Genomic DNA, 26,531 nt, shown 5'->3' with positions numbered 1-26,531 from the left:
GATTGGATTTGCGGCTCTCATCCTCCCGCCCCCATCTTCAACTCCCGCGGAGTGTCGAGGCCAATTGGGCCGTGGGTCGCTGCAACAATGAAGCCGCCACCGGAAAGGTGGTCGCGCATGAATCCGGCAAGACGGTCCTGCGATTGGGTGTCGAGGGCGGAGGTGGGTTCGTCGAGCAGCCAGACCGGCCGTTTGACGGCCAGGAGCCGGGCGATCGACAGCCGCCGCTTCTGCCCGGCCGAGAGGTAGGCCGCCGGCAAGTCGGCGAGCGTGTCTAATTCGACGGCTTCGAGGGCGGATTCGATCGCCGCTTCGTCCGAAGCCCCGAGAAAGTCGGCCCAGAAGGTCAGGTTTTCCCGCACCGTCAGCGAAGGCTTGGCCGCGTCGAGATGGCCGAGGTAGTGGGCCTGCTCCGGAAGCGTCGCGTCCTCGCGGCCGCCGGCCAGCGTCACCTGGCCTTCCGCCGCCCGCAGCAGCCCGGCGATCACCCGCAGCAAGGTCGACTTACCGGCGCCATTGCGCCCGGTCACGACCATGGCCTCGCCGGCCGATACCGTGAAGTTCACGCCGGCAAAAACCTGCCGCCCGCCGCGCTCGCAGGCCAGGCTCTCGCAGATGAGCTGCATCCGGTCGGTCTTCATCGAACCTGCCTTCGCTCGCGCGTGCGGTCGTTTATGACGATCCGGAACAAGAGCCTGAACAAAATTGGCGCCTTCATACTCTGGAATGATCCCAGTGATTATGGCATTGCGCAAAAAAAGACCTTATAAGCCAGCGAACTGCGGCGCCCTGCCAGCGCATAACGGTGCTGGCCAGCCATTGTCCTTGGATTTGCAATTGAAACCAATGACTTAGCGAGCGGGCGCCCCGAACGGATTTATCGTCCCCCGCCGGGAATGGAAACACAATCATGACCTCTCTCGACAGCTTCAAATGCGCCAAGACTCTCAAGGTCGGGTCCAAGACCTATGCCTATTACAGCCTCCCGGCGGCGGAGAAGAACGGACTGAAAGGTATCTCGCGGCTGCCCTTCTCGATGAAGGTGCTGCTCGAGAATCTGCTGCGCAACGAGGACGGCACGACGGTCACCAAAGAAGATATCAAGGCCGTTGCCGAGTGGATGAAGACCAAGACATCCACTCATGAGTTCGCCTTCCGTCCGGCGCGCGTCCTCATGCAGGACTTCACCGGCGTGCCGGCGGTGGTCGATCTTGCCGCCATGCGCGATGCCATGGAAACGCTCGGCGGCGACCCCAAGAAGATCAACCCGCTGATCCCGGTCGATCTCGTCATCGACCATTCGGTCAACGTCAACTTCTTTGGCGACAGCAAAGCCTTCAAGAAGAACGTCGACGAGGAATACCGGCAGAACCAGGAGCGTTACACCTTCCTGAAGTGGGCGCAGCGCTCGTTCGACAATTTCCGCGTCGTGCCGCCCGGCACCGGCATCTGCCACCAGGTCAATCTCGAATATCTCTCGCGCGTCGTCTGGACCAAGAAGGACAAGGTCACCATCGGCAAGAAGACCGCCGAGATGACCGTCGCCTATCCGGATACGTTGGTCGGCACCGACTCGCACACCACCATGGTGAACGGCGTCGCCGTGCTCGGCTGGGGCGTCGGCGGCATCGAGGCGGAAGCCGCGATGCTCGGCCAGCCTCTGTCGATGACGCTGCCGGAAGTGATCGGTTTCAAGCTGGTCGGCAAGCTCAAGGAAGGCCTGACCGCCACCGACCTCGTGCTCACCGTGACCCAGATGCTGCGGAAGCGCGGCGTGGTCGGCAAGTTCGTCGAGTTCTTCGGCCCGGGCCTGCAGCATCTGCCGGTCGCCGACCGCGCGACGCTCGCCAACATGGCGCCCGAATACGGCGCGACCTGCGGCTATTCGCCGGTCGACGAAGATGCCATCCAGTATCTCAAGGACACCGGCCGTCCGAACGAAGTGATCAAGCTCGCCGAGGCCTATGCCAAGGCGCAGGGCATGTACCGCACCGCGCGCACGCCGGACCCGGAATTCACCGATGTGCTGACGCTGGACCTCGCCACCGTGCAGCCGTCACTGTCCGGCCCGAAGCGTCCGCAGGACCGCATCGCGCTGCCCGACGTCGTCGCCGGTTTCACAACGGCGATGGAGAAGGAATACAACAAGGCCGCTGAGCTGAAGAAGCGCGCATCGGTCGAAGGCCGCAAGCACGATCTCGGCCATGGCGACGTTGTTATCGCCGCCATCACCTCCTGCACCAACACCTCGAACCCGAGCGTCATGATCGGCGCTGGCCTGCTCGCTCGCAAGGCGGCGGCGCTGGGCCTCAAGGCCAAGCCGTGGGTGAAGACCTCGCTGGCGCCGGGATCGCAGGTCGTCGCCGAATATCTCGCCAAATCGGGCCTGCAGAAGGACCTCGACAAGGTCGGCTTCAACCTCGTCGGCTTCGGCTGCACCACCTGCATCGGCAACTCCGGCCCGCTGCCGGAGGAAATCTCCGACACGATCAACAAGAACGATCTGGTGTCGGCCGCGGTGCTCTCGGGCAACCGTAATTTCGAAGGCCGCGTCAATCCGGACGTGCGCGCCAACTATCTGGCGTCGCCGCCGCTGGTCGTCGCCTATGCGCTGGCGGGCTCGATGTATGTCGATCTGACCAAGGATCCGATCGGCACCGACAAGAAGGGCAAGCCGGTCTATCTCAAGGACATCTGGCCGACCAACAAGGAGATCGCCAAGTTCGTCTCCAAGTATGTGACCAAGAAGATCTTCTCCGCGAAATACGCCGACGTGTTCAAGGGCGATACCAATTGGCGCAAGATCGCGGTCAAGGGCGGTCTCACTTACGGCTGGGACGACCGTTCGACCTATGTGCAGAACCCGCCTTACTTCGAAGGCATGCAGCGCAAGGAAGTGCCGATCGAGGATATCGAAGGCGCGCGCGTGCTCGGCCTGTTCCTCGACTCGATCACCACCGACCACATCTCGCCGGCCGGTTCGATCAAGGAGTCGAGCCCCGCGGGCACCTATCTGCGCGATCATCAGGTGCGCCCGATCGACTTCAACCAGTACGGCACGCGGCGCGGCAATCATCAGGTGATGATGCGCGGCACCTTCGGCAATATCCGCATCAAGAACCAGATGGTGCCGGGCGTCGAAGGCGGCGTCACCATTCACTACCCGTCGAAAGAGAAGATGACGATCTACGACGCGGCCATGCGCTACAAGGCCGAGAAGGTTCCGCTTGTCGTCTTCGCCGGCAAGGAATACGGCACCGGCTCGTCGCGCGACTGGGCGGCCAAGGGTTCGGTGCTGCTCGGTATCCGCGCCGTGATCACGCAGTCCTTCGAGCGCATCCATCGCTCGAACCTGGTCGGCATGGGCGTGATGCCGCTCAACTTCGAGGAAGGCACGTCGTGGCAGTCGCTCGGTCTCAAGGGCGATGAAAAGGTCACGATCCACGGCCTCGAAGGTGATCTCAAGCCGCGTCAGAAGCTGACCGCCGAGATCACAATGGGCGACGGCACCGTCAAGAAAGTGCCGCTGATCTGCCGTATCGACACGCTCGATGAGCTGGAATACTTCCGCTCGGGCGGCATCCTGCAATACGTGCTGCGTCAGCTCGCCGCCTGACGCATCGCCGGTTCCGGACTACGGTCGCCCGCCCTCACTGCGAAGTGAGTGGCGGGTGATTTACTTTTGTCCCTATATGATGCGCGTCGCGCCAACCGGGGAATGACGCCGAAATGGGACTGAGCCGCCTGACCTTTGCCGCCGCCTTTGGCGCGGTGCTGGCTGTCGCGAACCCCGCCGCTGGCGGGGAGCCGAAAGCCGTGGTCGAGCTGTTCACCAGCCAGGGCTGCTCGTCCTGCCCGCCCGCCGACCGGTTGCTCGGCAATCTGGCCCATGACCCGTCCATCATCGCCGTAAGTCTGCCGGTCGATTACTGGGATTATCTCGGCTGGAAAGATACCCTGGCGCTGAAGGGGCACAGCAAGCGGCAGCGCGCCTATTCGATCGCACGCGGCGACGGCGCCGTCTATACGCCGCAGGCCGTGATCAACGGCGTCGCTCATGCGCTCGGCAGCGACCAGGCTGCGATCAAGGATGCGGTTGCCAAGTCGCGCGACGATAAACTCGCGCTGCGGCTGGCGGTGAAGGCAGCGATCGAGGATGGCAAGATCGTCGTCAACGTGCCGGCCGTGAACGGCGAGCCCATTACCGCCGACGTGTGGCTGTGCCCGGTCACCGACAAAATCGAGGTCACGATCCAGCGCGGCGAAAATCGCGGCCAGAACCTGAACTACTACAACGTCGTGCGGCGCTGGGTGAAACTCGGCACCTGGAGCGGCAAGGCGGAAACCTTCACGCTGCCGCTCAGCGAGATTCCGAACGCGAACTTCACGCTATCGGACATCAATCATTTCGTCGTGCTGGTGCAGAACAGCGTCGATGGAAAGCCGAGCCTGATGGTCGGCGCCGCGACCGTGGCGATGAAATAATCGCGCAGCAAGCACCGGGTTTGAAGGGGCGCGTCCGACGGGCGCGCCATTTTCATGCGTCCAGCACATAAAAATAGGGCCGGCTTTTTGGGGCCGGCCCTAAGGCATAGGGGATTGAATCGAACGCTACTCAACTTGAACTCGATCGGCCCGGTCCGAAGACCCCCGGGGGGCTGGGGGGCTGAGGAATCCGGAGGTCAAACCGGACCGGGCCTTGAGGCAACGGTGCATTTATCCCAAGGCCTCGTGTCCGGCGATTGACCGAAATTGGGCGTTATTGTGAGAAGTGCTGACGAGTTCGTGATGCCGCCCGCGGCTTTTTGGCCTGAAATCGCGGCGTTTTCGCCTGGCCGGACGCGGCAACGGGAACTTCGGCGCGCGATCCTGCCATTTGAATCAGGGGCTTGCGGCGGCGGGCGGGCGGCGCGATCATCCATCTGTCACATCGCAGGGAGGCCGCATGACGATCGAGTCCGGCGACAGCGAGCCTAGCCAGTTTCCCGGGGGCGCTCCGGCGCGTGGTGCCCCCAACCTGCTCGGTCAGGTCACCTTCAACCGCCGCGAACTCAATCGCATTCTCGACCTCTACGGCCGTATGGTCGCCGCCGGTGAATGGCGTGACTATGCCATCGACTTTTTGAAAGACCGGGCGGTGTTCTCGGTATTCAGGCGCTCGTCCGAAGTGCCGCTCTATCGTATCGAGAAAGACCCGAAGCTGGCGCAGCGCCAGGGCGCCTACAGCGTCATCTCGGCAACCGGATTGATCCTGCGCCGCGGCCACGAACTCGACCGCGTCCTGCGCGTCATCGACAAGCCGCAACTGGCGCTGGCGAATTGATGTTTGTCGTCCCCGCGCATAGCCGTCCGAAGGACGGCGTTCTTTTAGAACGCCTATGAGCGGGGACCCATAATCCCTGCACTATCGAGAGAACACGGCGTATGGGTCCCCGCCTTCGCGGGGACGACAGCAATTAAGCCGGCTCTTTATCGCCCTTCCCGAGCGGCAACTGCATCTGCACCGTGTCGAGCCAGCGGCCGAATTTGTAGCCGACCGACTTGAACACGCCCGCCGGCTGGAAGCCGCAAGCCTTGTGCAGGGCGATCGAGCCTGCCTGGTTTGAATCGCCGATCACCGCCAGCATCTGCCGGAAGCCGGCTTCGGTGGAGAGCTTGATCAGCTCTGCCATCAGCGCCTTGCCGATCCCGCGCTTCTGCATGTCTGGCGCGATGTAGATCGAGTCCTCGACGGTGAAGCGATAGGCCGGCCGCTCGCGGAACGGCCCGGCATAGGCGTAGCCGGCGACCTTCCCGTCGATCTCGGCGACGATGTAGGGAAAACCGCCTGAGCGCAGCTTGTCATAGCGGCGCAGCATCTCGGCCTCGGTCGGCGGCTCGAGCTCGAAGGTCGCGGTGCCGGTGCGCACGGCGTGGGCGTAGATGGCGGCGATGGCCGGGATATCGGCGGGGGTCGTGGGGCGGATCGAAAGGGACATTGAGTCAGACTACAACAGGCGATCAGGCGGAGCGATGGTGGAGATCAAAGAATATCGCTGGAAAAAGCGGCGTCCAGTTGCTCCATAGGAGTCCCTCAAGGAGGTCCAATGTTCACGTTGTATTTTTCCCCGAATTCCTGTGCGCTGGCGTCGCACATTGCGCTGAAGGATGCGGGCGCCGACTACCAGCTGCGGCGCGTCAATTTCGCCGAGTCCCAGCAGCGCTCGCCGGACTTTCTGGCGGTCAACCCCAAGGGCCGGGTGCCGGCTCTGGTGACGCCCGCCGGCACCATCACCGAAACGCCGGCGATCCTCGCTTTCATTGCGCAATCCTTTCCGCAGGCCCGCCTGGCGCCGACCGATCCATTCCGCTTCGCCAAGATGCAGGAGTTCAACAGCTATCTCTGCTCCACCTTGCACGTGGCACACGCCCATCGTGGGCGAGGCCATCGCTGGGTCGATGACGAGGCGGCGATTGAGGCGATGCGGCGCAAGGTGCCGGAAACGGTCGGAGCCTGCTTCGAATACGTCGAAACGCAGATCGCCGGCCCCTGGGTGATGGGCGAGGATTACTCGATCGCCGATGCCTATCTGTTCACGCTCGCCCAGTGGATGGAAGGCGACGGTGTCGATCCGGCGCGTTATCCGAAGGTGCTCGATCATCGCACCCGGATGGCGGCGCGGCCGAATGTACGGGCGGCGATGGAAGAAGAAGCGCCGCAATCTTAAAGAAAACGCCCCGGCTTTGGGCCGGGGCGCTGCATTTCGCAACTGTCTCTGTTCGTTAGCGGCGATCGCCCAGGGGCGCGTTAGCGCCGATCGCCCAAGAAGCGCAGTAGGAACAGGAACAGGTTGATGAAGTCGAGATAGAGCGTCAGCGCGCCCATCACCGCCTTGCGGCCGGCCGCGGTGCCGTCGTCGTTGACGTCGTACATCTCCTTGATCTTCTGGGTATCCCAGGCGGTGAGACCCGCGAAGATCAGGACGCCGATCGCCGAGATGGCGAAGTCGAGGCCCGTGCTCTTCAGGAAGATGTTGACCACCATCGCCAGGATGAGGCCGAACAGGCCCATGACCAGGAACGAGCCGATCGGCGACAGGTCACGCTGCGTGGTGTAGCCGTACAGGCTCAGCGCACCGAACGACGCCGCGGAGATGAAGAAGGTGCGGGTGATCGACGCGCCGGTGTAGGCGAGGAACACCGACGACAGCATCAGGCCGAGCAGCGCCGCGTAGCCCATGAACAGCATGAGCGCGGTCGACGGCTGCAGCGTGTGCACGCGGAAGCTCAGGAAGAACACCAGTCCCAGCGTCGCCAGGAACAGAATGATGGTTACGGGTCCGCCGAAGATCGTCTGGCCGAACGACGTCAGCACCATCTGCCCCGCGGCATTGGTCTGCACTGCGGCGTTGAAGGTAAGCCAGGCGACCACGCCGGTCAGAGCGACGCCGGCCGCCATGTAGTTGTAGATGCGGAGCATGTAGGCGCGCAGGCCCGCATCGATCTCCGCGGTGCGCGCGGCGGTGCCGAAGCCGCGGGCGGCAACGTTACGGTCGAAGTCCGACATCGAAGTTCCCTCTTCTCAGTGCCGGCGGCTGTCAGGTGACGGTGCCGGCTCTCGTCAGGCGCCTGGCCCCGCGGTCGCGGGATCGGCGCTCGTGTCGCAGAATGTAATGGTTGGTGAGGTTGGACGCCAGATATGGCGGGGGCATGTCGGCGCCACCTTGCGGAATATTAACCTTTGCCGCCGGGCCCGATTCCGCCGCAAAAACAAGGCCTGCCGCTGTCCCGGGCTACCGGCGCGGCGGAATGTCGCTGGCAAACCAAGGTGTTAATGGCCGCCAGTCAGAGATTTCGCAGCACCGGGGCCGGTTTCTGGCCGAGCGCCGAGAAGGTGCCGGCGAGGCCGAGCACCACCGTCACCAGCACGGCCGCCACCGTGGCGATCAGCGCCGCGCCGGGCTGCCAGGCGAACGGCAGGCGCATGAGTTCGGTGACGATCAGCCAGCTCGCGGCGCTGCCGGCGAGCACCCCGAACACGGCAGTGGCGGCGGCGATCAGAAGATACTCGATGGTGTAGGCGCCGATCAGCCGCAGCCGGGTGGCGCCGAGCGTCTTGAGGATGACGGCATCATAGACCCTGTGGCGATGCCCGGCGGCCAGCGCGCCGCCGAGCACCAGCGCCGCGACCAGCAGCGTCAGGCCGGAGGCGCCGCGGATTGCCAGCACCAGATTGCCGATCAGCGAGCCGATGGCGTCGAGCGCGTCCTTGACGCGCACGGTGGTGATCATCGGGAAGTCCTGCGCCACGGCGCGGATGATCTTGTTCTCCTGCTCCGCGTTCGAGCCGCCATTCGGATAGGTCAAGGTCGCCAGCCGGGTATGCGGCGCGCCATCGAACACGTGCGGAGAGAACACCAGAATGAAATTGATGCTCAGGCTTTGCCAGTCGACGGTGCGCAGATTGGCGATCTTCGCCGTGATGTTACGGCCGAGCACATTGACGGTGACGGTGTCGCCGATGGTGAGGCCGAGGCCGTCGGCGATCTTCTTCTCGAACGACACCAAGGGCTCGCCGCGATAATCCGGCGCCCACCACGCGCCGTCCGTGAGGCGCGAGCCGTTCGGCACCGTCGCCGAATAGGTGATGCCGCGGTCGCTCTGCAGCACCCAGGCGGCTTCTTCCGACGGCTTGAGATCCTGCGCATCGATGCCCTTGGCCGAGACGATGCGGCCGCGCAGCATCGGCACTTCATCGAGCGCGGCGTTAGGGGCTTGCTTGGCGACGAAGGCGTCGAAATCCGGCGCCCGGTCGGACGGGATGTCGAGAAAATAGAAAGCGGGCGCCCGCGCCGGCAATTCCTTGGCGAACTGGCTGCGCAGATTGCCGTCGATCTCGATCACGGTAACGAGCAACGCGATGCCGAGGCCGAGCGACAAGACGATGGTCGGCGTCAGCGCGCCGGGGCGGTGGATATTGGCCACGGCCATGCGCAGGCTGGTCGAGCGCGCCCGCGGCACCCGGCGCGCCACCGCCATCACCAGGATGCCGACAAGCTGCAGCAGCACGAAGACCGCGGCAGCGACGCCGACATAGATCAGCGCCACGCGCCGGTCATAGGCGAGCAGCACCGCCAGCGTGCCGAGCGCGGCGATGGCGAGTGCGGTGAGCGCCATGTAGCTACGGCGCGGCCAGGCCGGCTGCGCGGCGACGACGTCGCGGAACAGCGCGCCGACCGGCACATCGTGCGCGCGGCCGAGCGGCCATAGCGCGAAGGCGAGCGCGGTGAGCAGGCCGTAGACCAGCGACAGAACGAGTTCGGGCGCCTGGATGGCCGGCACGATCGGCAGCGGAATGATCGAGCCGAACAGGCCGACGACGATGAAGGGCAGTGCCGCGCCTAAAGTTGCGCCGATGGCACCGCCGATCAGCGACAGCAGGATCACCTGCGTGAGATAGATCGCGAAGACACGGCGGCCGCTGGCGCCCAGCGCTTTCAGCGTGGCGATGGTGGCGCGCTTGCGGTCGAGATGACTCTTCACCGCATTGCCGACGCCGACGCCGCCGACCAGCAATGCGGTGAGGCCGACGATGGTGAGGAATTGCGTGAAGCGGTTGACGTTGCGCTCGAGTTGCGGCGAGGCATTGGTGCGGTTGCGGATTTCCCAGCCGGCATTGGACTGTTTGATGCGGGCGTCGTCGGTGACCGCCTTGACCGCGGCTTCATTGCCGGCGCCGGGCAGTTTCACCTGATACTTCCAGCGCACCAGGCTGCCGGGCTGCAACAAACCGGTGGCGCGCAAGGCTTCTTCGCTGACCATCAGGCGCGGGCCGAAGCCGATACCGACCGACAGCTTGTCCGGCTCGTTGGTGAGCGCGGCGCGGATGATGAAGTCGATATTGCCGACGGTGATGCGCGCGCCGGGTTCGATGGCGAGTCGCGCCAGCAAGGTCGGGTCGGCAACCGCGCCATAGGCGCCGTCGCGCTGTGCCAGCGCCTCATCGAGCGGCATGTCGGGCGCCAGCGTCACCTTGCCAAACAGCGGATAGGCCTTATCGACGGCTTTCAGTTCTACAAGCGTGGCGTCGCCGCTGGCGATGCGCGACATGGCGCGCAGGCTGGCGGTGGTCGAGACCTCGCCGTGGCTTTTCAGGAACGCCAGTTCCTCCGGCTTGGTCTCACGCTGGATCAGGCTGAACGACAAATCGCCGCCAAGGATGACGCGGCCTTCGCGTGCAAGGCCGTCATTGAGACTGGCGGCGAGCGAACCGACGCCGGCGATCGACATGGCGCCGAGCGCGATGCAGGCAACGAAAACATAGAAGCCCGACAGCCCGCCGCGCATCTCGCGCAGCGCGTAACGGAGCGGGAGCCAGCGTGAAGCGCTGCCCATTATTGACCGTCCACAATATGCCCGGAGCGCAGCCGCACGACGCGGCCGCATTTCTGCGCCAGCATGGGATCGTGCGTCACCAGCACCAAGGTCGCGCCGCGCTTCTCGTAGCCGGCAAACAGGAGTTCGACGATCTGCTTGCCGGTGTCCTCGTCGAGATTGCCGGTCGGCTCATCCGCGACGAGGATCGATGGATTCGGCGCCAGCGCGCGCGCGACCGCGACACGCTGCTGTTCGCCGCCCGACATCTGCGCCGGATAGTGATGCAGACGATGGCCGAGGCCGACGAGATCGAGTTCGGCGCGGGCGCGGTCCTGCGCATCGTCGATGCCGGCGAGTTCGAGTGGCACCGCGACATTTTCCAGCGCCGTCATGGTCGGGATGAGGTGGAAGGACTGAAAGACGATGCCTATGTTGCGGCCACGGAAGCGCGCGAGTTCGTCTTCGTCGAGTTCGCGCAGGTTCTCACCGGCGACCGTCACGGTGCCGGTGTCGGCGCGTTCCAGCCCGGCCATCACCATGAGCAGGGTCGATTTGCCCGAGCCTGACGGGCCGACGAGGCCAATTGCCTCGCCTCTGCCTATATTCAGGTCGATGTCCTTGAGGATATGAACGCGGGCGGCGTCGCGACCGAGCGAGAGATTGAGCCCCGACAAGGCAATGGCGGGGCCTGCAGGAGAAGGTGCTTTCATGAATCTCTTTCCGATGCGATCGCCGTCATATGGGGTGGTTTCGGGCTTCGTCCAGCAGGCTGCGGCGCTATACCTCATATTTGCCGGCATTTTGGGCCCGATTGGGGCCCTCGCGGCTGACAAACCCGTGAAGATCGTCGTGCTCGGCGACTCCCTGTCCGCTGGCTACGGGCTCAATGTCCAGGACGCTTTTCCCTCCAAGCTGGCAGTGGCCTTAAAGGCCAAGGGCCATGCCGTCGAACTGGTCAATGCCGGCGTTTCCGGCGACACGGCGACCGGCGGGCTCGACCGCTTCGACTGGTCGGTGCCGGCGGACGCCGACGCGCTGATCCTCGAACTCGGCGCCAATGACGCGCTGCGTGGTGTTGCCCCCGACGTGACGCGCGCGGCGCTCGACAAGATTCTGACCAAGGCCGGCGAGCGCAAGATTCCGGTGCTGATCGCCGGGATGAAGTCGCCGCCCAATATGGGCCCTGACTACGTGGCGAAGTTCGACGGCATTTTCCCCGAGCTCGCGCAGAAACATAATGCTCTGCTCTATCCGTTCTTTCTCGACGGCGTCGCCGCCGACAGCAAGCTCAACCAGCGTGACGGCATGCATCCGACCGCCGAAGGCGTCGACGTGATCGTGAAGAATATTCTGCCGAAGGTGGAAGAATTGATCGCGCAAGTGAAGGCAAATTAATCCCCGTCATGCCCGGCCTTGTGCCGGGCATCCACGTCTTCTTTATGCTGTGAGACGTGGATGGCCGGGACAAGCCCGGCCATGACGAGTGTGTTTGACGTTCTGAGAACCAACCCATGCCCCGTCTCTTCACCGGCATCGAAATTCCCTCCGGCGTCGCCGAAGCGCTGAACATGCTGCGCGGCGGGCTGCCGGGCGCGCGCTGGATCGACCGCGAGAATTATCACATCACCTTGCGCTTCCTCGGCGATATCGACGACCGCGCCGCGAACGATGCGGCCTCCATCCTCGCCGATATCCGCAAACCCGCATTCGATCTGCATTTCGACGGGCTGGCCTCATTCGGCGGCCGCAAGCCGCGCTCGGTCTACGCGCAGGTCGCGGCCGAGCCGGCTCTGGCGGAGTTGCAGGATGAGCAGGAGCGGCTGATGCGCCGCATCGGGCTTGAACCGGAAACGCGCAAGTTCACGCCGCATGTGACTTTGGCGCGGCTGCGCTCGACATCCAGCCTCGATGTCGCGGACTACCTGTCGGCGCGCGGCTTCTTCCGCACGGCGCCGTTTCCGGTGACGCGCTTCGTGCTGTTCTCATCGCGCGCCTCGACCGGCGGCGGGCCTTATGTGGTGGAAGAAAGCTATCCGCTTCTCTGACTACGCCACCTTGAACAGCCGCATCTGCGCGTCGAGCATCGAGGTGGCGATGCCGTGGGCGTCTTCGACGGCTTCGAGCGCGAGCGACAAGGCTGTGTAGCGCGGCGCCTTCACCTCGCCGATGATGCTGCCGAAATCGAAGGTAAAGTCGGCTTCGAACTTGCGGGCGAGCTGTTGCATGCGGCGATTGCCGGCCAGACAATCCATGCGCAGCAACCGGATGCCGCGGTTGCGCGACGACAACAGGATACGCTCGAGCAGCGCGGTGCCGACGCCGTGGCTCTGCCAGTCCTTTTCGATCGAGAAAGCGGCCTCGGCCTCGTGGCTGAACAGCGGACCCACCGGGCGCAGTTCGCCGGCGCCGCGCAGCACGCCGTCGACGAAGAAGCCGTACACGATGACGCCGAAGTCGCTGATGCTGTGGGCGTGCTTGTCGATGAATTCGTCGGAGACCGCGCCGGAGAAGCGCGTGTTGCGGCTCTCGCGGTCGAGGCGCAGCAGGTGATCGCGGTAGGCGGCGGCCTCGGCGGGCCAGAGCTTGCGGACGACGCCGTCGTCGGGCAGGGGCTCGTTCATTGTCGGAAGTCCTCAGGTCAGGTGGTTAGCTTGTTCCCTGGGTCTCCCGACTCACTTTTTGTTTGTGTGCATGTATATGGTGCATTGCAGCAAAAATGCGATGCGCTTTTGGCCGCAGACGGCCTCCGTTGCAGAAAACGCATGGGTTACAATAGGTTAATGCGGTATCTGGGTCGCCGGAATACCCGCTATGAACGTTTTCGCCGCGGGTTTGTCGTGTGGCGTGTCCATCTGCCGCCCCGCGAAGAGGCTGCCCTGGCGAATCGGGCGATTTACAGGTGCGGCGGTACGCCTTAGCAGTTGCGGCATTACCCCGCCGCCCCGCTATATGTCCTTCCACGCATGCCTCAAACCTTTGCCAGCCGCTATGCGGCGCTGGTCGCCTCCGGAAAGATCGAGGCCGATCCGGCGCAGGCCGAACTTGCCCGGCACTATGTCGCGCTCGATCAGCGGCTGACCGAGCGGCTGCTGGCGCGCAAGTCGTCGTCGCTCGGCTGGCTGTTCGCCAAGAAGGCGAAAGCGACGCCCGTGAAGGGTCTTTACGTCCATGGCGAGGTCGGCCGCGGCAAGACCATGCTGATGGACCTGTTCTACGAGTCCACGCCGGTCGAGAAGAAGCGCCGCGCGCATTTTCATGAATTCATGGCGGACGTGCACGAGCGGGTGCATCGTTATCGGCAGGCCATCAAGGACGGCAAGGTTCCGGACCAGGACCCGATCCTCCATGCCGCCGAGGAAATCGCCGACGAGACGCAGCTCATCTGCTTCGACGAATTCCACGTCACCGATATCGCCGACGCGATGATCCTCGGCCGGTTGTTCACGCGGCTGTTCGAGCGCGGCGTTGTCATGGTGGCGACGTCGAACCTGGCACCGCGGGATCTTTATAAAGATGGGCTCAACCGCGCGCTGTTCGTACCGTTTCTCAAATTGCTGGAGCAGCAGTGCGAAGTGGTGCGGCTCAATGCCCGCGCCGATTTCCGGCTGGAAAAGCTCACCGGCGTCAATGCCTGGTACGTGCCCCCCGATATCCAGGCCGAGGCGGCGCTGGACAACGCCTGGCGCGATCTGGTCGGCGACGCCGAAGGCGCCGCGCACGAAATGGTGGTGAGAGGGCACATCGTCAATGTGCCGAAGGCGGCCATGGGCGTAGCCCGATTCGATTTCGCCGATTTGTGTTCGAAGCCGCTGGCGGCCGCGGACTACCTCAAGGTCGCGCTGGAATTCCACACCCTCATCATCGACCGCATCCCGGTGATGGATCAGTCGCGCCGCAACGAGGCCAAGCGCTTCATCATCCTGGTCGATACCTTGTACGACCATGCGGTGAAGCTGCTCGCCTCTGCCGAGGCGTCGCCCGAGCAGCTCTACACCGGCACCGACGGCTATGAGGCCAACGAGTTCAAGCGCACCGCTTCGCGCCTGTTCGAAATGCGTTCGCAGTCTTATCTCGGTTTGCCGCATGGGCCGCGCACGGCGGAGAATGTCGATCTGGCGAAGATCGTCGATACGTAGAATTTAGTTTTTCGCAAGGCGGTTGACCGTTGCCAATCGCGCCGCGCGGCGCGACATATAGCCTGGGCGACCGCAAGCGAGACCGTCATATGTCCGATCCATCGCATCCGACCGGCGAGGGCGGCACGCCGCCCCTTTCCTCAAACAACGCATCCCAAAACGACGCATCCACAAGCGGCGTGCCGACCCGGGCGAAGCGAGCCAGGCCGGTGCGCTTTCAGTGCGTGATCTGCAACAAGGAAAAGCCGCTCCGCGACGTGACGTCGCTCGACGTGGTGCGGCCCAGTCTGCTCGACCGCATTCATGCCGAGCATCCCGACCTGCCGGCCGAGGGTTACGTTTGCAACGCGGACCTCGACCGCTACCGCTCGCGTTATGTCGCCGAACTCCTCGGCCAGGAGCGCGGCGAACTCACCCGGCTCGAGCATGAGGTGGTCGAGAGCCTCGCCGCCCATGAAACGCTGGCCGAAAACGTCGAGGCCGAATATGCCGGACAGCGCAGCTTCGGCGAGCGTCTTTCCGATCGGCTGGCGGCCTTCGGCGGCAGCTGGACCTTCATCATGATCTTCTTCGCGGTGCTGGTCGTCTGGATGGCCTTCAACCTCATCGCCGTGCAGCGCGATGTGTTCGATCCTTATCCGTTCATCTTGCTCAATCTGGTGCTGTCGTGTCTGGCGGCGATCCAGGCGCCGATCATCATGATGAGCCAGAACCGGCAGGAGGCGAAGGACCGGCTGCGCTCGGAGAACGACTATCGCGTCAACCTGAAGGCCGAGCTGGAAATCCGGCACCTGCACGAGAAGATCGATCACATCCTCACGCGGCAGTGGGAGCGGCTGGCCGAGATTCAGCAGATTCAGCTTGAGATGATGCAGGACTCTGCGCTTCGCAACTTTCCCAGAAAATAGTCCTTGACCTATATTCCTACTAGGCCTATATTCCACCTCATCCCGCCCCATCTAGCGAGGGGTGTCTGTACAGCATCTTCAGATGCTGGGGCGGGGAGCGGTGGCCGGGTTTGGGGCGTCGGAGATGCGGCGCGGTTTCCCTCCCGGCGGTCCAAGCCGCATCGGTCCTGGCGCGCTAAACCGCGCGCAACGGGGAGTGTAACTGGGCGTGGGGTGACGGGAGGTTGCGTCACGTCCTGAAGAAATCCCACAGCGGTGGATAGGCTGCCCCGACGTAAGAAGGGCCCGCCTGAAAGGTCGTGAGTCCACCGGGGGCCATGCGGAGCAAACCTAAGAAACACCGCGCGCGGAACGCCAAAGGCTCGGCAATTCCGTGGTGACTAACTCGTGTGAATCTAACTCACACTCACACGAGGCTGCGGGGCTGTTCGAGCCCCGGCGTTCCGCGCGCCCTCGTTAGGGGGCGTTGGATAGGAATGCGAACTGGGACTGCGGCCTGCCCGGGGCCGACCAAAGAATACGGGCGATGACGCATGTCCGCCGCGCTTCTTCTTCACCCTCCCCTGGAGGGGGAGGGTCGGCGAGCATCGAAGATGCGAGCCGGGGTGGGGTGAACCTTTGACTCCGAAAGCTCACCCCACCCCGACTGAATCTCGCTGCGCTCGCTCAGTCGACCCTCCCCCTCCAGGGGAGGGTGAAGACGGAGAACCTAACGCCCCACGAACTCGCCGTTCATGCCGCACATCTGCCTTCGCACCGCAGCGCTCTTCGATGGTCGAGATGAAACCCCTCGATTCTCACCGGCATGTCGCACTGCGAGACTACGTTGCGCTGCGTCCGCACTTTCCAGGCGAATCGCTCTGGACTTTGGTCGAATGCTCTGTTGGTATTATGTATACACGATAAGAAAACAGGGCGGAAATGTTGCTGCGCAACAGCAAAATGGCTAAGCCATCGGCGGCCGCGCTCCGCGGCAGCAAGCAAAGAGTTTCCCATCATGGCGCGTAATAAAATCGCATTGATCGGCGCTGGCCAAATCGGCGGCACGCTGGCCCATCTGGTCGGCCTCAAGCAGCTTGGCGACGTCGTTATGTTCGACGTCATGGAAGGCATTCCGCAGGGCAAGGCGCTGGACATTGCCCAGTCCTCCCCGGTCAACAAATTCGACGCCAAATTCACCGGCGCCAACTCCTATGAGGCGATCGAAGGCGCCGATGTCTGCATCGTCACCGCCGGTGTGCCGCGCAAGCCGGGCATGAGCCGCGACGACCTCCTGGACATCAACCTCAAGGTCATGGGCCAGGTCGGCGCCGGCATCGCCAAGTATGCGCCTAATGCATTCGTGATCTGCATCACCAACCCGCTCGACGCGATGGTGTGGGCGCTGCAGAAGTCCTGCGGCTTGCCGCAGCAGAAAGTCGTCGGCATGGCCGGTGTGCTCGACTCGGCGCGCTTCCGCTATTTCCTCGCCGACGAATTCAACGTCTCGGTCGAGGACGTCACCGCCTTCGTGCTCGGCGGCCACGGCGACACCATGGTGCCGCTCACCCGCTACTCGACGGTCGCCGGCATTCCGGTGCCGGATCTCGTCAAGATGGGCTGGACCACGCAGGCCCGCGTCGACGAGATCGTCAAGCGCACCGCCAATGGCGGCGCCGAAATCGTCAACCTGCTCAAGACCGGTTCGGCCTTCTACGCGCCGGCGGCCTCGGCCATCGCGATGGCGGAAAGCTACCTGCTCGACAAGAAGCGTGTTCTGCCCTGCGCCGCTTATCTGAGCGGCGAGTACGGCATGAAGGACATCTATGTCGGCGTGCCGGTGGTGATCGGCGCCAAGGGTGTCGAGCGCATCGTCGAAGTCGATCTCAATGGCGCGGAAAAGTCCGCCTTCGAGAAGTCCGCGGCCTCCGTGCAGGGTCTCATCGAGGCCTGCAAGAAGATCGCGCCGACTTTGGCGTAACTCGTTGCTGTCATCGCCCGCGCAAGCGGGCGATCCAGTAATCGCTGCGAGACCGGGAATACTGGATGCCCCGCTTTCGCGGGGCATGACAGCCTAGGGAGTTGGGGAGAGCCGATGAATATCCACGAGTACCAAGCCAAAGCAGTTCTGAAGGAATTCGGCGTCCCGGTGCCGCGCGGCATCCCCGCCTTCACCGTCGATGAGGCCATCAAAGCCGCCAATGAGCTTGGCGGTCCGGTCTGGGTGGTGAAGGCCCAGATCCATGCCGGCGGCCGCGGCAAGGCCGGCGGCGTTAAGGTCGTCAAGACCGTCGACGACGTGAAGAAGGAAGCGACCCGCATTCTCGGCTCGACCCTGGTCACGCACCAGACCGGCCCGAAGGGCAAGCAGGTCAACCGCCTCTACATCGAAGAAGGCTCGGCCATCGATAAGGAGTTCTATCTCTCCGCGCTGGTCGATCGCGAAACCTCGCGCGTCGCCTTCGTCGTCTCGACCGAAGGCGGCATGGACATCGAGCAGGTCGCGCACGACACCCCCGACAAGATCGTTTCGTTCTCGGTCGATCCGGCGACCGGCCTGATGCCGCATCACTCGCGCGCCGTTGCGCAGGCGTTGAAGCTGACCGGCGATCTCGCCAAGCAGATCGGCGATATTCTGCCCAAGCTCTATGCGGCGTTCATCGCCAAGGACATGTCCATGCTGGAGATCAATCCGCTGGTCGTGACCAAGGACGCCAAGATCATCTGCCTCGACGCCAAGGTCGATTTCGACAACAACGCGCTCTATCGCCACGCCGATGTGATGGCGCTGCGCGACATCACCGAAGAAGACGACAAGGAAGTCGAGGCGTCGAAATACGACCTCAACTACATCGCGCTCGACGGCCAGATCGGTTGCATGGTCAACGGTGCCGGCCTTGCGATGGCGTCGATGGACATCATCAAGCTCTACGGCATGGAGCCGGCGAACTTCCTCGATGTCGGCGGCTCGGCCACCAAGGAGAAGGTCACCGCGGCGTTCAAGATCATCACTTCCGATCCGAACGTGAAAGGCATCCTGGTCAACATCTTCGGCGGCATTATGAAGTGCGACGTCATCGCCGAAGGCGTTGTCGCCGCGGTGAAGGAAGTGGGTCTCAAGGTGCCGCTGGTCGTGCGCCTCGAAGGCACCAACGTCGACCTCGGCAAGAAAATCATCAAGGAATCGGGCCTCAACGTCACCTCCGGTGACGACCTGGACGATGCCGCGCAGAAGATCGTCAAGGCCGTGAAGGAGGCTGCGTAATGTCCGTCCTCATCGACAAGAATACCAAGGTCATCTGCCAAGGCTTCACCGGCAAGAACGGCACCTTCCATTCGCAGCAGGCCATCGCCTACGGCACCAAGATGGTCGGCGGCACCTCGCCGGGCAAAGGCGGCTCGACGCATCTCGACCTGCCGGTGTTCGACACCGTGGCCGAGGCTAAGGAGAAAACGGGGGCCGACGCCTCCGTGATCTACGTGCCGCCGCCGGGTGCGGCCGATGCGATCTGCGAGGCCATCCAGGCCGAGATCCCGCTCATTGTCTGCATCACCGAAGGCATTCCGGTGATGGACATGGTCAAGGTCAAGCGCGCGCTGTCGGGCTCCAAGTCGCGCCTCATCGGGCCGAACTGCCCGGGCGTTATGACCTCCGGCGAATGCAAGATTGGCATCATGCCGGGCAACATCTTCTCGACCGGTTCGGTCGGCATCGTGTCGCGCTCCGGCACGCTGACTTATGAAGCGGTGTTCCAGACGACGCGCGAAGGCCTCGGCCAGACCACGGCGGTCGGCATCGGCGGCGATCCGGTCAAGGGCACCGAGTTCATCGACGTGCTGGAGATGTTCCTTGCCGATCCCAAGACCACCTCGATCGTCATGATCGGCGAAATCGGCGGTTCGGCCGAAGAAGACGCCGCGCAGTTCCTGATCGACGAAGCCAAGAAGGGCCGCAAGAAGCCGATGGTCGGCTTCATCGCCGGCGTCACCGCGCCTCCGGGCCGCCGCATGGGTCATGCCGGCGCGATCATCTCCGGCGGCAAGGGCGATGCGAAGTCGAAGACCGCGGCGATGGAAGCCGCCGGCATTCGCGTGTCGCCGTCGCCGGCGCGCATCGGCAAGACTTTGGTGGAAGTGCTGAAGGGCTAAGCCGGCCCCGTCAGGCAGACAGCCAACCAGATGCAAGCGCCGCCAGGCTGATGCCGGCGGCGCTTGTCGTTTGGAGCGGCGCCCTGAGTTTTGGCCTTAGGCCTGGTGCGGGCCTCTGCGGCGTATCCGTTAAAATGAACTATAGTTCATTTCTATGCTTTTTTGGACTTAACTACGTCATAAATAGGTTTAAGAGTGAGGTCCGCCGACCTAGGGCGTCATGCCCGGGAGCGGCCCAATCCGACAGAGCAGCTTGCGGTCCGGCTGGGGATCGCCGGGCTCTTTGCCGGATTGCCTCACGCCGGAAACGCACATCGCGCGGCAATTGCGCCGCGCCAGGACCCAGATCTCATGTCCCGCCAAGACGCCAACGCCGCCTTCGCCCACACCTCGTTCCTCTATGGCGGTAACGCCGCCTATATCGAAGACCTGCAGGCCCGGTTCGAGAAAGACCCGAACTCGGTCGACGCCGAATGGCGCACCTTCTTCGAGGCGCTCAAGGACAACGGTCCAGATGTGGTGAAGCAGGCCCAGGGCGCCTCCTGGAAAAAGCCGAACTGGCCGGCGCGGCCGAGCGGCGATCTGGTCGCCGCGCTCGACGGGCAGTGGGCCGAGACCGAAAAGAAGCTCGGCGAAAAGATTACCAAGACCGCGCAGGCCAAGGGTGTCGACCTGTCGAGCGCCGATGTCATGCAGGCGACGCGCGATTCCATCCACGCGCTGATGCTGATCCGCGCCTACCGCATGCGCGGCCACTTCCACGCCAAGCTCGATCCGCTCAACATTCAGGAAGAGCCGAACGAAGAAGAACTGATGCCCGCGTCCTACGGCTTCACCGAAGCCGACATGGATCGCAAGATCTTCCTCGACAAGGTGCTCGGCCTCGAATTCGCGTCGATGCGCGAGATCGTCACGATCCTTCGCCGTACCTATTGCCAGACGCTCGGCGTCGAGTTCATGCACATCTCGAATCCGGCGCAGAAAGCCTGGATCCAGGAGCGCATCGAAGGCCGCGACAAGGAAATCCAGTTCACCCGCGAGGGCAAGCGCGCCATCCTCAACAAGTTGGTGGAAGCCGAAGGCTTCGAAAAGTTCCTCGACGTCAAATTTACCGGCACCAAGCGCTTCGGTCTCGACGGCGGTGAATCGCTGATCCCGGCGCTCGAACAGATCATCAAGCGCGGCGGCAATCTCGGCGTGAAGGAAATCGTGCTGGGCATGCCGCATCGCGGCCGCCTCAACGTGCTCACGCAGGTGATGAGCAAGCCGCACCGCGTGCTGTTCCACGAATTCAAGGGCGGCTCGGCGACGCCGGATGACATCGAAGGCTCCGGCGACGTGAAGTACCACCTCGGCGCTTCGTCGGACCGCGAGTTCGACGGCAACAAGGTGCATCTGTCGTTGACGCCGAACCCGTCGCATCTCGAAATCGTCGATCCGGTGACACTCGGCAAGGTGCGCGCCAAGCAGGAGCAGCACGGCGCGACGCCGGAAGATCGCACCATGGTGATGCCGTTGCTGATTCACGGCGACGCGGCTTTCGCCGGCCAAGGCGTCGTGGCGGAATGCTTCGGCCTGTCGGGCTTGAAGGGCTATCGCACCGGCGGCAGCATTCACTTCATCGTCAACAACCAGATCGGCTTCACGACCTATCCGCGTTACTCGCGCTCGTCGCCTTATCCGTCCGACGTCGCCAAGATGATCGACGCGCTGATCCTGCACGTGAACGGCGACGATCCGGAGGCGGTGGTCTACGCGGCCAAGGTCGCGACCGAATACCGGATGAAGTTCCAGCACCCGGTCGTCATCGACATGTGGTGCTATCGTCGCTTCGGCCACAACGAAGGCGACGAGCCGGCATTCACACAGCCGGTGATGTACAAGAACATTCGCTCGCGTAAGTCGACGCTGGAAATCTACTCCGAGAAGCTGATCGCCGAAGGCGTCGTTACCGAAGGCGAGATCGACAAGATGCGTGCCGACTGGCGCTCGCGCCTCGACGCCGAATTCGAAGCCGGCCAAGCCTACAAGCCGAACAAGGCCGATTGGCTCGACGGCCGCTGGTCGGGCCTCAAGCCGGCGCAGGATGCCGACGATCCGCGCCGCGGCAATACCGGCGTTCCGCTCGCCGAGCTGCGCGCCATCGGCAAGGCGATCACCACGGTGCCGAAGGACTTCAACGTTCATCGCACCGTGCAGCGCTTCCTCGACAATCGCGGCAAGGCGATCGAGACGGGCGAGGGTATCGACTGGGCGACCGCCGAAGCGCTCGCCTTCTGCTCGCTGCTCAAGGAAGGCCATCCGGTCCGCCTGTCGGGTCAGGACTCCGAGCGCGGCACCTTCTCGCAACGTCATTCGGTGCTGTTCGATCAGGACACCGAGAAGCGTTACGTGCCGTTCAACAAGCTCGGCGACGGCCAAGCCAAGTACGACGTGATGAACTCGATGCTGTCGGAAGAAGCAGTGCTCGGCTTCGAGTACGGCTATTCGACCGCCGAGCCGAACACGCTGACTTTGTGGGAAGCGCAGTTCGGCGATTTCGCGAACGGCGCCCAGGTCGTATTCGACCAGTTCATCTCCTCGGCCGAACGCAAGTGGCTGCGCATGTCGGGCCTCGTCTGCCTGTTGCCGCATGGCTATGAAGGGCAGGGGCCGGAGCATTCGTCGGCGCGCCTCGAGCGCTATCTGCAGATGTGCGCCGAAGACAACATGCAGGTCGCCAACTGCAGCACGCCGGCCAATTACTTCCACATCCTGCGCCGGCAATTGAAGCGCGAGATCCGCAAGCCGCTGATCCTGATGACGCCCAAGAGCTTGCTGCGCCACAAGCGTGCGATTTCGAACCTCGCCGAGATGGACGCCGGCACTTCGTTCCATCGCCTGCTGTGGGACGACGCGCAGTCGCTGCCCGGCGAGAAGATCAAGCTTGCGCCCGACGACAAGATCCGCCGCGTCGTGCTGTGCTCGGGCAAGGTCTATTACGACCTCTATGAGGAGCGCGAGAAGCGCGGCGTCAACGATATTTACATCCTGCGCGTCGAGCAGCTCTATCCGTTCCCGACCAAGGCGCTGGTCACCGAGCTGTCGCGCTTCAAGCAAGCTGAAATCGTCTGGTGCCAGGAAGAGCCGCGCAATATGGGCTCCTGGTTCTTCGTCGACGTCTTTCTTGAATGGGTGCTCAACCAGATCAACGCCAAGCACCGCCGCGCCCGCTATGCCGGCCGTCCGGCCTCGGCGTCGACCGCGGTCGGCCAGATGTCGAAGCATCTCGCGCAGCTCAAGCAGTTCCTCGACGAGGCGCTGGGGTAATCATTTTCGTCGCCCCCGCGAAGGCGGAGACCCAGCGCTTTCTGCTCTCTGCCGGAAGAGCTGGATCATCCGCTTTCGCGGATGATGACGCCGAAACAAGATCATTGAACGGAAACAATCATGACTGACATCAAGGTGCCCACGCTGGGCGAATCGGTGACCGAAGCCACCGTCGGCAAGTGGTTCAAGAAGCCCGGCGACGCCGTCGCGGTCGACGAGCCGCTCGTCGAGCTCGAGACCGACAAGGTGACGCTGGAAGTGCCGGCGCCGGCCGCCGGCGTGCTCGGTGATATCGCCGCCAAGGACGGCGACACCGTCGGTGTCGGTGCGATCCTCGGCACCATCAAAGACGGCGCTGGTGCGGCCAAGGCTGCGCCCGCTGCCGCGCCCGCCGCGGCTCCGGCCAAGCCTGCGGCTGCCCCTGCCAGTGCCCCCGCCGCCGCGACCAACACGGCGCAGGCCCCGTCGGTGCGCAAGCTCGCTGCCGAAAGCGGCGTCGATCCGTCGACCGTCGCCGGCACCGGCCTCAAGAACCAGGTGACCAAGGGCGACATGCTCGCCGCCATCGAGAAGGCCGCCTCCGCCCCGACGCCGGTCGCCACGCCGGTGCAGATGCGCGCGCCGTCCGCGCCGGACGATGCTTCGCGCGAAGAACGCGTGCGCATGACCAAGCTGCGCCAGACCATCGCGCGCCGCCTCAAGGACGCGCAGAACACCGCCGCCATGCTCACGACCTTCAACGAGGTCGACATGACCACGGTGATGGCGCTGCGCAATCAGTACAAGGATCTGTTCGAAAAGAAGCACGGCGTGAAGCTCGGCTTCATGGGCTTCTTCGTGCGCGCCTGCATCGCCGCGCTGAAGGACATTCCCGCAGTCAACGCCGAGATCGACGGCACTGACTTGGTCTACAAGAACTACTATCACATCGGCGTTGCCGTCGGCACCGAGAAGGGCCTCGTCGTTCCGGTGGTGCGCGACGCCGACATGATGTCGCTCGCCGGCATCGAGAAGAAGATCAACGATTTCGGCAAGCGCGCCCGCGACGGCCAGCTCAAGATCGACGAGATGCAGGGCGGCACCTTCACGATCTCGAACGGCGGCGTCTATGGCTCGCTGATGTCGACGCCGATCCTCAATGCGCCGCAGTCCGGCATTCTCGGCATGCACAAGATCCAGGAGCGGCCGATGGTCATCGGCGGCAAGATCGAGGTGCGCCCGATGATGTATCTGGCGCTGTCCTACGATCACCGCATCGTCGACGGCCGCGAGGCGGTCACCTTCCTGGTGCGCGTGAAGGAAAACCTGGAGGATCCGGCGCGGCTGGTTTTGGATTTGTAAAAGCTGAAACGGAGGGGGCGCATGCAGCCTGTTTCTGAGCCTGACATTTTCATGTCTCTGTTGCCGTTCGCAACTTTAACCCTCATCGTTTTTGCTTTTATGGTTCCGATTTCGCGCCGGAAAGGGAAGAGCTTCGCTTATACGCTCTTGATCCTCATTCCCGTCGTGGGGTGGTTCATCACGTGGTATGTCATCAGTCTCACGGACAAGAGCGTTCTCGATCGGTTAGCGGCTCTTGAAGGAAAAGTGCGGTAGGTAAAATTATTATGTCCTACGATCTCATCGTCATCGGTTCCGGCCCCGGCGGCTATGTCTGCGCCATTCGCGCGGCGCAACTCGGCCTGAAAACCGCGGTGGTCGAGAAAAAGTCACTCGGCGGCACCTGCCTCAACATCGGCTGCATCCCGTCGAAGGCGCTGCTGCATGCCTCCGAGCTGTTCGAGGAAGCCGGGCACTCCTTCGCCAAGATGGGCATCGGCGTGCCTAGCCCGAAGCTCGATCTGCCGACCATGCTCAAGTTCAAGCAGGATGCCATCGACGGCAACGTCAAGGGCGTCGACTTCCTGTTCAAGAAGAACAAGGTCGAAACCCATTACGGCTTCGGCCGCATCGTCGCGCCGGGCAAGGTCGAGGTAAAAGCCGCCGATGGCAAGGTGACGACGCTGGAGACCAAGTCGATCGTCATCGCCACCGGTTCCGACGTGGCGAAGCTGCGCGGCATCGACATTGACGAAAAGCGCATCGTGTCGTCGACCGGCGCGCTGTCGCTGCCGGAGGTGCCGAAGCATCTTCTGGTCATCGGCGCCGGCGTCATTGGCCTCGAACTGGGGTCGGTGTGGCGCCGTCTCGGCGCCAAGGTCACGGTGGTGGAATTCCTCGACGGCATTTTGCCCGGCATGGACGGCGAAGTGCGCAAGCAAGGCCAGCGCCTGCTGGAGAAGCAGGGCATCGCGTTCAAGCTGTCGTCCAAGGTCACCGGCGTCGATTCGTCCGGCAAGACGCTGAAGGCGACCATCGAGCCGGCGAAGGGCGAGGGCAAGGCGGAGACCGTTGAGGCCGATATCGTCCTCGTCTCGACCGGCCGCGTGCCTTACACCGACGGCCTCGGGTTGAAAGAGCTCGGCGTGAAGATGGACGAGCGCGGCCGCGTCGTCACCGATCATTACTACGCGACCAGCGTGCCGGGCATCTGGGCCATTGGCGATGTGATCGCCGGCCCGATGCTGGCGCACAAGGCCGAGGACGAAGGCGTCGCGGTCGCGGAGATGCTGGTCGGCCAGGCTGGCCACGTGAACTATGACGTCATCCCGGGTGTCGTTTACACGATGCCGGAGATCGCCTCTGTCGGCAAAAGCGAGGAAGACCTCAAGGCCGCGGGCGTCGCCTATAACGTCGGCAAGTTTCCGTTCACCGCGAACGGCCGCGCCAAGGCGAACCAGCAGACCGACGGCTTCGTCAAGGTCATTGCCGACGCCACAACCGACCGCGTGCTCGGCGTGCATATCATCGGTTCGGATGCCGGCAACATGATCGCCGAAGCCGCCATCGTCATGGAATTCGGCGGCGCGGCGGAAGACATCGCCCGCACCTGCCACGCCCATCCGACGTTGCCCGAGGCGGTGAAGGAAGCGGCCATGGCGGTCGCCAAGCGCGCGATTCATATGTGAGGTGGTCGGCCTCATGGTGAGGAGCCGGGCGCAGCCCGGCGTCTCGAACCATGTGGCCGCCCCATCCTTCGAGACGCGGTCTGCGACCGCTCCTCAGGATGAGGCGGAACTGACGCCTTATATCCGGCTATTCGGCCTCCTACATTAGTCCGATGCGCCGCTGGCTCCGCCCCCTCTGGGTTTTCCTCGCCTTGCTGTTCCTCCTGGAAGCATGGCTGTGGGACCACTTGTCGCCGGTGGTCGCGCGGATCGTCGGCTTTATTCCGTGGCTGGCCTTCAAGCAAAAGCTGGCGCGGGGGATTGAGCGGCTGCCGCCCTGGGCGACCTTGATCGTGTTTATCGTGCCGCTCATTCTCGTCGTCATGCCGCTGAAGCTGCTCGAAGTCTATTTCCTCGCAACCCGGCACTGGCTCTGGGCCGTCGCTGTCATTGTCGCCGCCAAGCTGATCGGCGTTGGCGTTACCGCCTTCATCTTCGATGTGACGCGCGACAAGCTGCTGCAGATGGCGTGGTTTCGCGCGCTCTATGAGTGGGTGCTGCGCGTGCGCGCCTGGGCGCATGCCATCACCGAACCGGTGCGCGTCCGCATGAAGCAGATTGCCGCAATGCTCCGCGGCGAGCGCGGCGGCTTCCTGCGCCTGCTAAAGCGATTGCGGCGCAGAGCGTTTCGCGGCGCCGCCTGACGA

The 26,531-nt window shown here is 63.6% G+C and carries 22 protein-coding genes; 16 read left to right on the top strand and 6 right to left on the bottom strand.

Annotated features, from left to right (window positions below; translation table 11 throughout):
- Positions 1-17: 17 nt before the first annotated feature.
- Positions 18-626: a heme ABC exporter ATP-binding protein CcmA gene (gene ccmA / locus E8Q40_RS21665; RefSeq protein WP_137046877.1), complete on the bottom strand. Its 609-nt coding sequence runs from the start codon at positions 624-626 to the stop codon at positions 18-20.
- A 284-nt stretch (positions 627-910) separates the two neighbouring features.
- On the opposite strand from ccmA, the gene acnA reads away from it, so the two are divergent.
- The 3 genes from acnA (at position 911) to E8Q40_RS21650 (ending at position 5,323) form a co-directional block, all read left to right on the top strand.
- On the top strand, positions 911-3,616 hold the full coding sequence (gene acnA, locus E8Q40_RS21660; RefSeq protein ID WP_137046478.1) for an aconitate hydratase AcnA: 2,706 nt from the start codon (positions 911-913) through the stop codon (positions 3,614-3,616).
- Positions 3,617-3,729: 113 nt separating this feature from the next.
- Positions 3,730-4,485: a thioredoxin family protein gene (locus E8Q40_RS21655; RefSeq protein WP_137046477.1), complete on the top strand. Its 756-nt coding sequence runs from the start codon at positions 3,730-3,732 to the stop codon at positions 4,483-4,485.
- 460 nt (positions 4,486-4,945) lie between these two features.
- Positions 4,946-5,323: a DUF2794 domain-containing protein gene (locus tag E8Q40_RS21650; RefSeq protein ID WP_137046476.1), complete on the top strand. Its 378-nt coding sequence runs from the start codon at positions 4,946-4,948 to the stop codon at positions 5,321-5,323.
- Positions 5,324-5,456: 133 nt separating this feature from the next.
- Here the strand turns inward: E8Q40_RS21650 and E8Q40_RS21645 are convergent, their stop codons facing one another.
- Entirely contained in the window at positions 5,457-5,978 is a 522-nt protein-coding gene (locus E8Q40_RS21645; RefSeq protein WP_137046475.1) for a GNAT family N-acetyltransferase, read from the bottom strand.
- A 108-nt stretch (positions 5,979-6,086) separates the two neighbouring features.
- Between E8Q40_RS21645 and E8Q40_RS21640 the strand changes: the two genes are divergently transcribed.
- The gene (locus tag E8Q40_RS21640; RefSeq protein WP_137046474.1) at positions 6,087-6,707 is read left to right on the top strand and encodes a glutathione S-transferase family protein; all 621 of its coding nucleotides are present in this window, start codon (positions 6,087-6,089) and stop codon (positions 6,705-6,707) included.
- A gap of 80 nt (positions 6,708-6,787) precedes the next feature.
- Here E8Q40_RS21640 and E8Q40_RS21635 read toward each other — a convergent pair whose 3' ends face one another.
- The 3 genes from E8Q40_RS21635 to E8Q40_RS21625 form a co-directional block, all read right to left on the bottom strand.
- A complete protein-coding gene (locus tag E8Q40_RS21635; RefSeq protein WP_137046473.1) occupies positions 6,788-7,546 on the bottom strand; it encodes a Bax inhibitor-1/YccA family protein in 759 nt (252 codons plus the stop codon).
- Positions 7,547-7,824: 278 nt separating this feature from the next.
- Entirely contained in the window at positions 7,825-10,374 is a 2,550-nt protein-coding gene (locus tag E8Q40_RS21630) for an ABC transporter permease (RefSeq protein WP_137046472.1), read from the bottom strand.
- Entirely contained in the window at positions 10,374-11,066 is a 693-nt protein-coding gene (locus tag E8Q40_RS21625; RefSeq protein ID WP_246662955.1) for an ABC transporter ATP-binding protein, read from the bottom strand. Before E8Q40_RS21625 ends, E8Q40_RS21630 begins: the two co-directional genes overlap by 1 nt.
- On the opposite strand from E8Q40_RS21625, the gene E8Q40_RS21620 reads away from it, so the two are divergent.
- Together E8Q40_RS21620 and thpR are read left to right on the top strand one after the other, a co-directional pair.
- A complete protein-coding gene (locus tag E8Q40_RS21620; protein ID WP_246662954.1) occupies positions 11,065-11,751 on the top strand; it encodes an arylesterase in 687 nt (228 codons plus the stop codon). The two genes, E8Q40_RS21625 and E8Q40_RS21620, sit on opposite strands and share 2 nt — an antisense overlap.
- A 116-nt stretch (positions 11,752-11,867) precedes the next feature.
- Positions 11,868-12,401, top strand: coding sequence for an RNA 2',3'-cyclic phosphodiesterase (thpR, locus tag E8Q40_RS21615; protein ID WP_137046469.1), 534 nt, complete (start codon positions 11,868-11,870; stop codon positions 12,399-12,401).
- On the opposite strand, the gene E8Q40_RS21610 is transcribed toward thpR, so the two are convergent.
- Complete coding sequence (locus E8Q40_RS21610; protein ID WP_137046468.1) at positions 12,402-12,977, bottom strand: GNAT family N-acetyltransferase; 576 nt, start codon at positions 12,975-12,977, stop codon at positions 12,402-12,404.
- Positions 12,978-13,319: 342 nt separating this feature from the next.
- On the opposite strand from E8Q40_RS21610, the gene zapE reads away from it, so the two are divergent.
- From zapE to E8Q40_RS21560, 10 genes are all read left to right on the top strand, one after another.
- Complete coding sequence (zapE, locus tag E8Q40_RS21605; protein WP_137046467.1) at positions 13,320-14,492, top strand: cell division protein ZapE; 1,173 nt, start codon at positions 13,320-13,322, stop codon at positions 14,490-14,492.
- Positions 14,493-14,581: 89 nt separating this feature from the next.
- Positions 14,582-15,400 (top strand): DUF1003 domain-containing protein, encoded by an 819-nt coding sequence (locus tag E8Q40_RS21600; protein WP_137046466.1) that lies wholly within the window; start codon positions 14,582-14,584, stop codon positions 15,398-15,400.
- 997 nt (positions 15,401-16,397) lie between these two features.
- Complete coding sequence (gene mdh, locus E8Q40_RS21595; RefSeq protein WP_137046465.1) at positions 16,398-17,360, top strand: malate dehydrogenase; 963 nt, start codon at positions 16,398-16,400, stop codon at positions 17,358-17,360.
- Between the two features lie 114 nt (positions 17,361-17,474).
- The gene (sucC, locus tag E8Q40_RS21590) at positions 17,475-18,644 is read left to right on the top strand and encodes an ADP-forming succinate--CoA ligase subunit beta (protein WP_137046464.1); all 1,170 of its coding nucleotides are present in this window, start codon (positions 17,475-17,477) and stop codon (positions 18,642-18,644) included.
- Positions 18,644-19,528, top strand: a complete 885-nt coding sequence (gene sucD, locus E8Q40_RS21585) for a succinate--CoA ligase subunit alpha (protein WP_137046463.1) — start codon at positions 18,644-18,646, stop codon at positions 19,526-19,528. Before sucC ends, sucD begins: the two co-directional genes overlap by 1 nt.
- A 351-nt stretch (positions 19,529-19,879) precedes the next feature.
- A complete protein-coding gene (locus tag E8Q40_RS21580) occupies positions 19,880-22,837 on the top strand; it encodes a 2-oxoglutarate dehydrogenase E1 component (RefSeq protein WP_137046462.1) in 2,958 nt (985 codons plus the stop codon).
- A 120-nt stretch (positions 22,838-22,957) separates the two neighbouring features.
- Entirely contained in the window at positions 22,958-24,178 is a 1,221-nt protein-coding gene (gene odhB, locus E8Q40_RS21575; RefSeq protein ID WP_137046461.1) for a 2-oxoglutarate dehydrogenase complex dihydrolipoyllysine-residue succinyltransferase, read from the top strand.
- Positions 24,179-24,199: 21 nt separating this feature from the next.
- Entirely contained in the window at positions 24,200-24,433 is a 234-nt protein-coding gene (locus E8Q40_RS21570) for a hypothetical protein (RefSeq protein WP_137046460.1), read from the top strand.
- 8 nt (positions 24,434-24,441) lie between these two features.
- On the top strand, positions 24,442-25,845 hold the full coding sequence (gene lpdA, locus E8Q40_RS21565) for a dihydrolipoyl dehydrogenase (RefSeq protein ID WP_205995844.1): 1,404 nt from the start codon (positions 24,442-24,444) through the stop codon (positions 25,843-25,845).
- Between the two features lie 152 nt (positions 25,846-25,997).
- Positions 25,998-26,528, top strand: coding sequence for a hypothetical protein (locus E8Q40_RS21560; RefSeq protein ID WP_137046458.1), 531 nt, complete (start codon positions 25,998-26,000; stop codon positions 26,526-26,528).
- Positions 26,529-26,531: the final 3 nt, after the last annotated feature.

This window comes from Pseudolabrys sp. FHR47 (genome assembly GCF_005153485.1).
GTDB lineage: Bacteria > Pseudomonadota > Alphaproteobacteria > Rhizobiales > Xanthobacteraceae > Pseudolabrys.
This window is presented reverse-complemented; position numbering and strand designations above follow the sequence as displayed.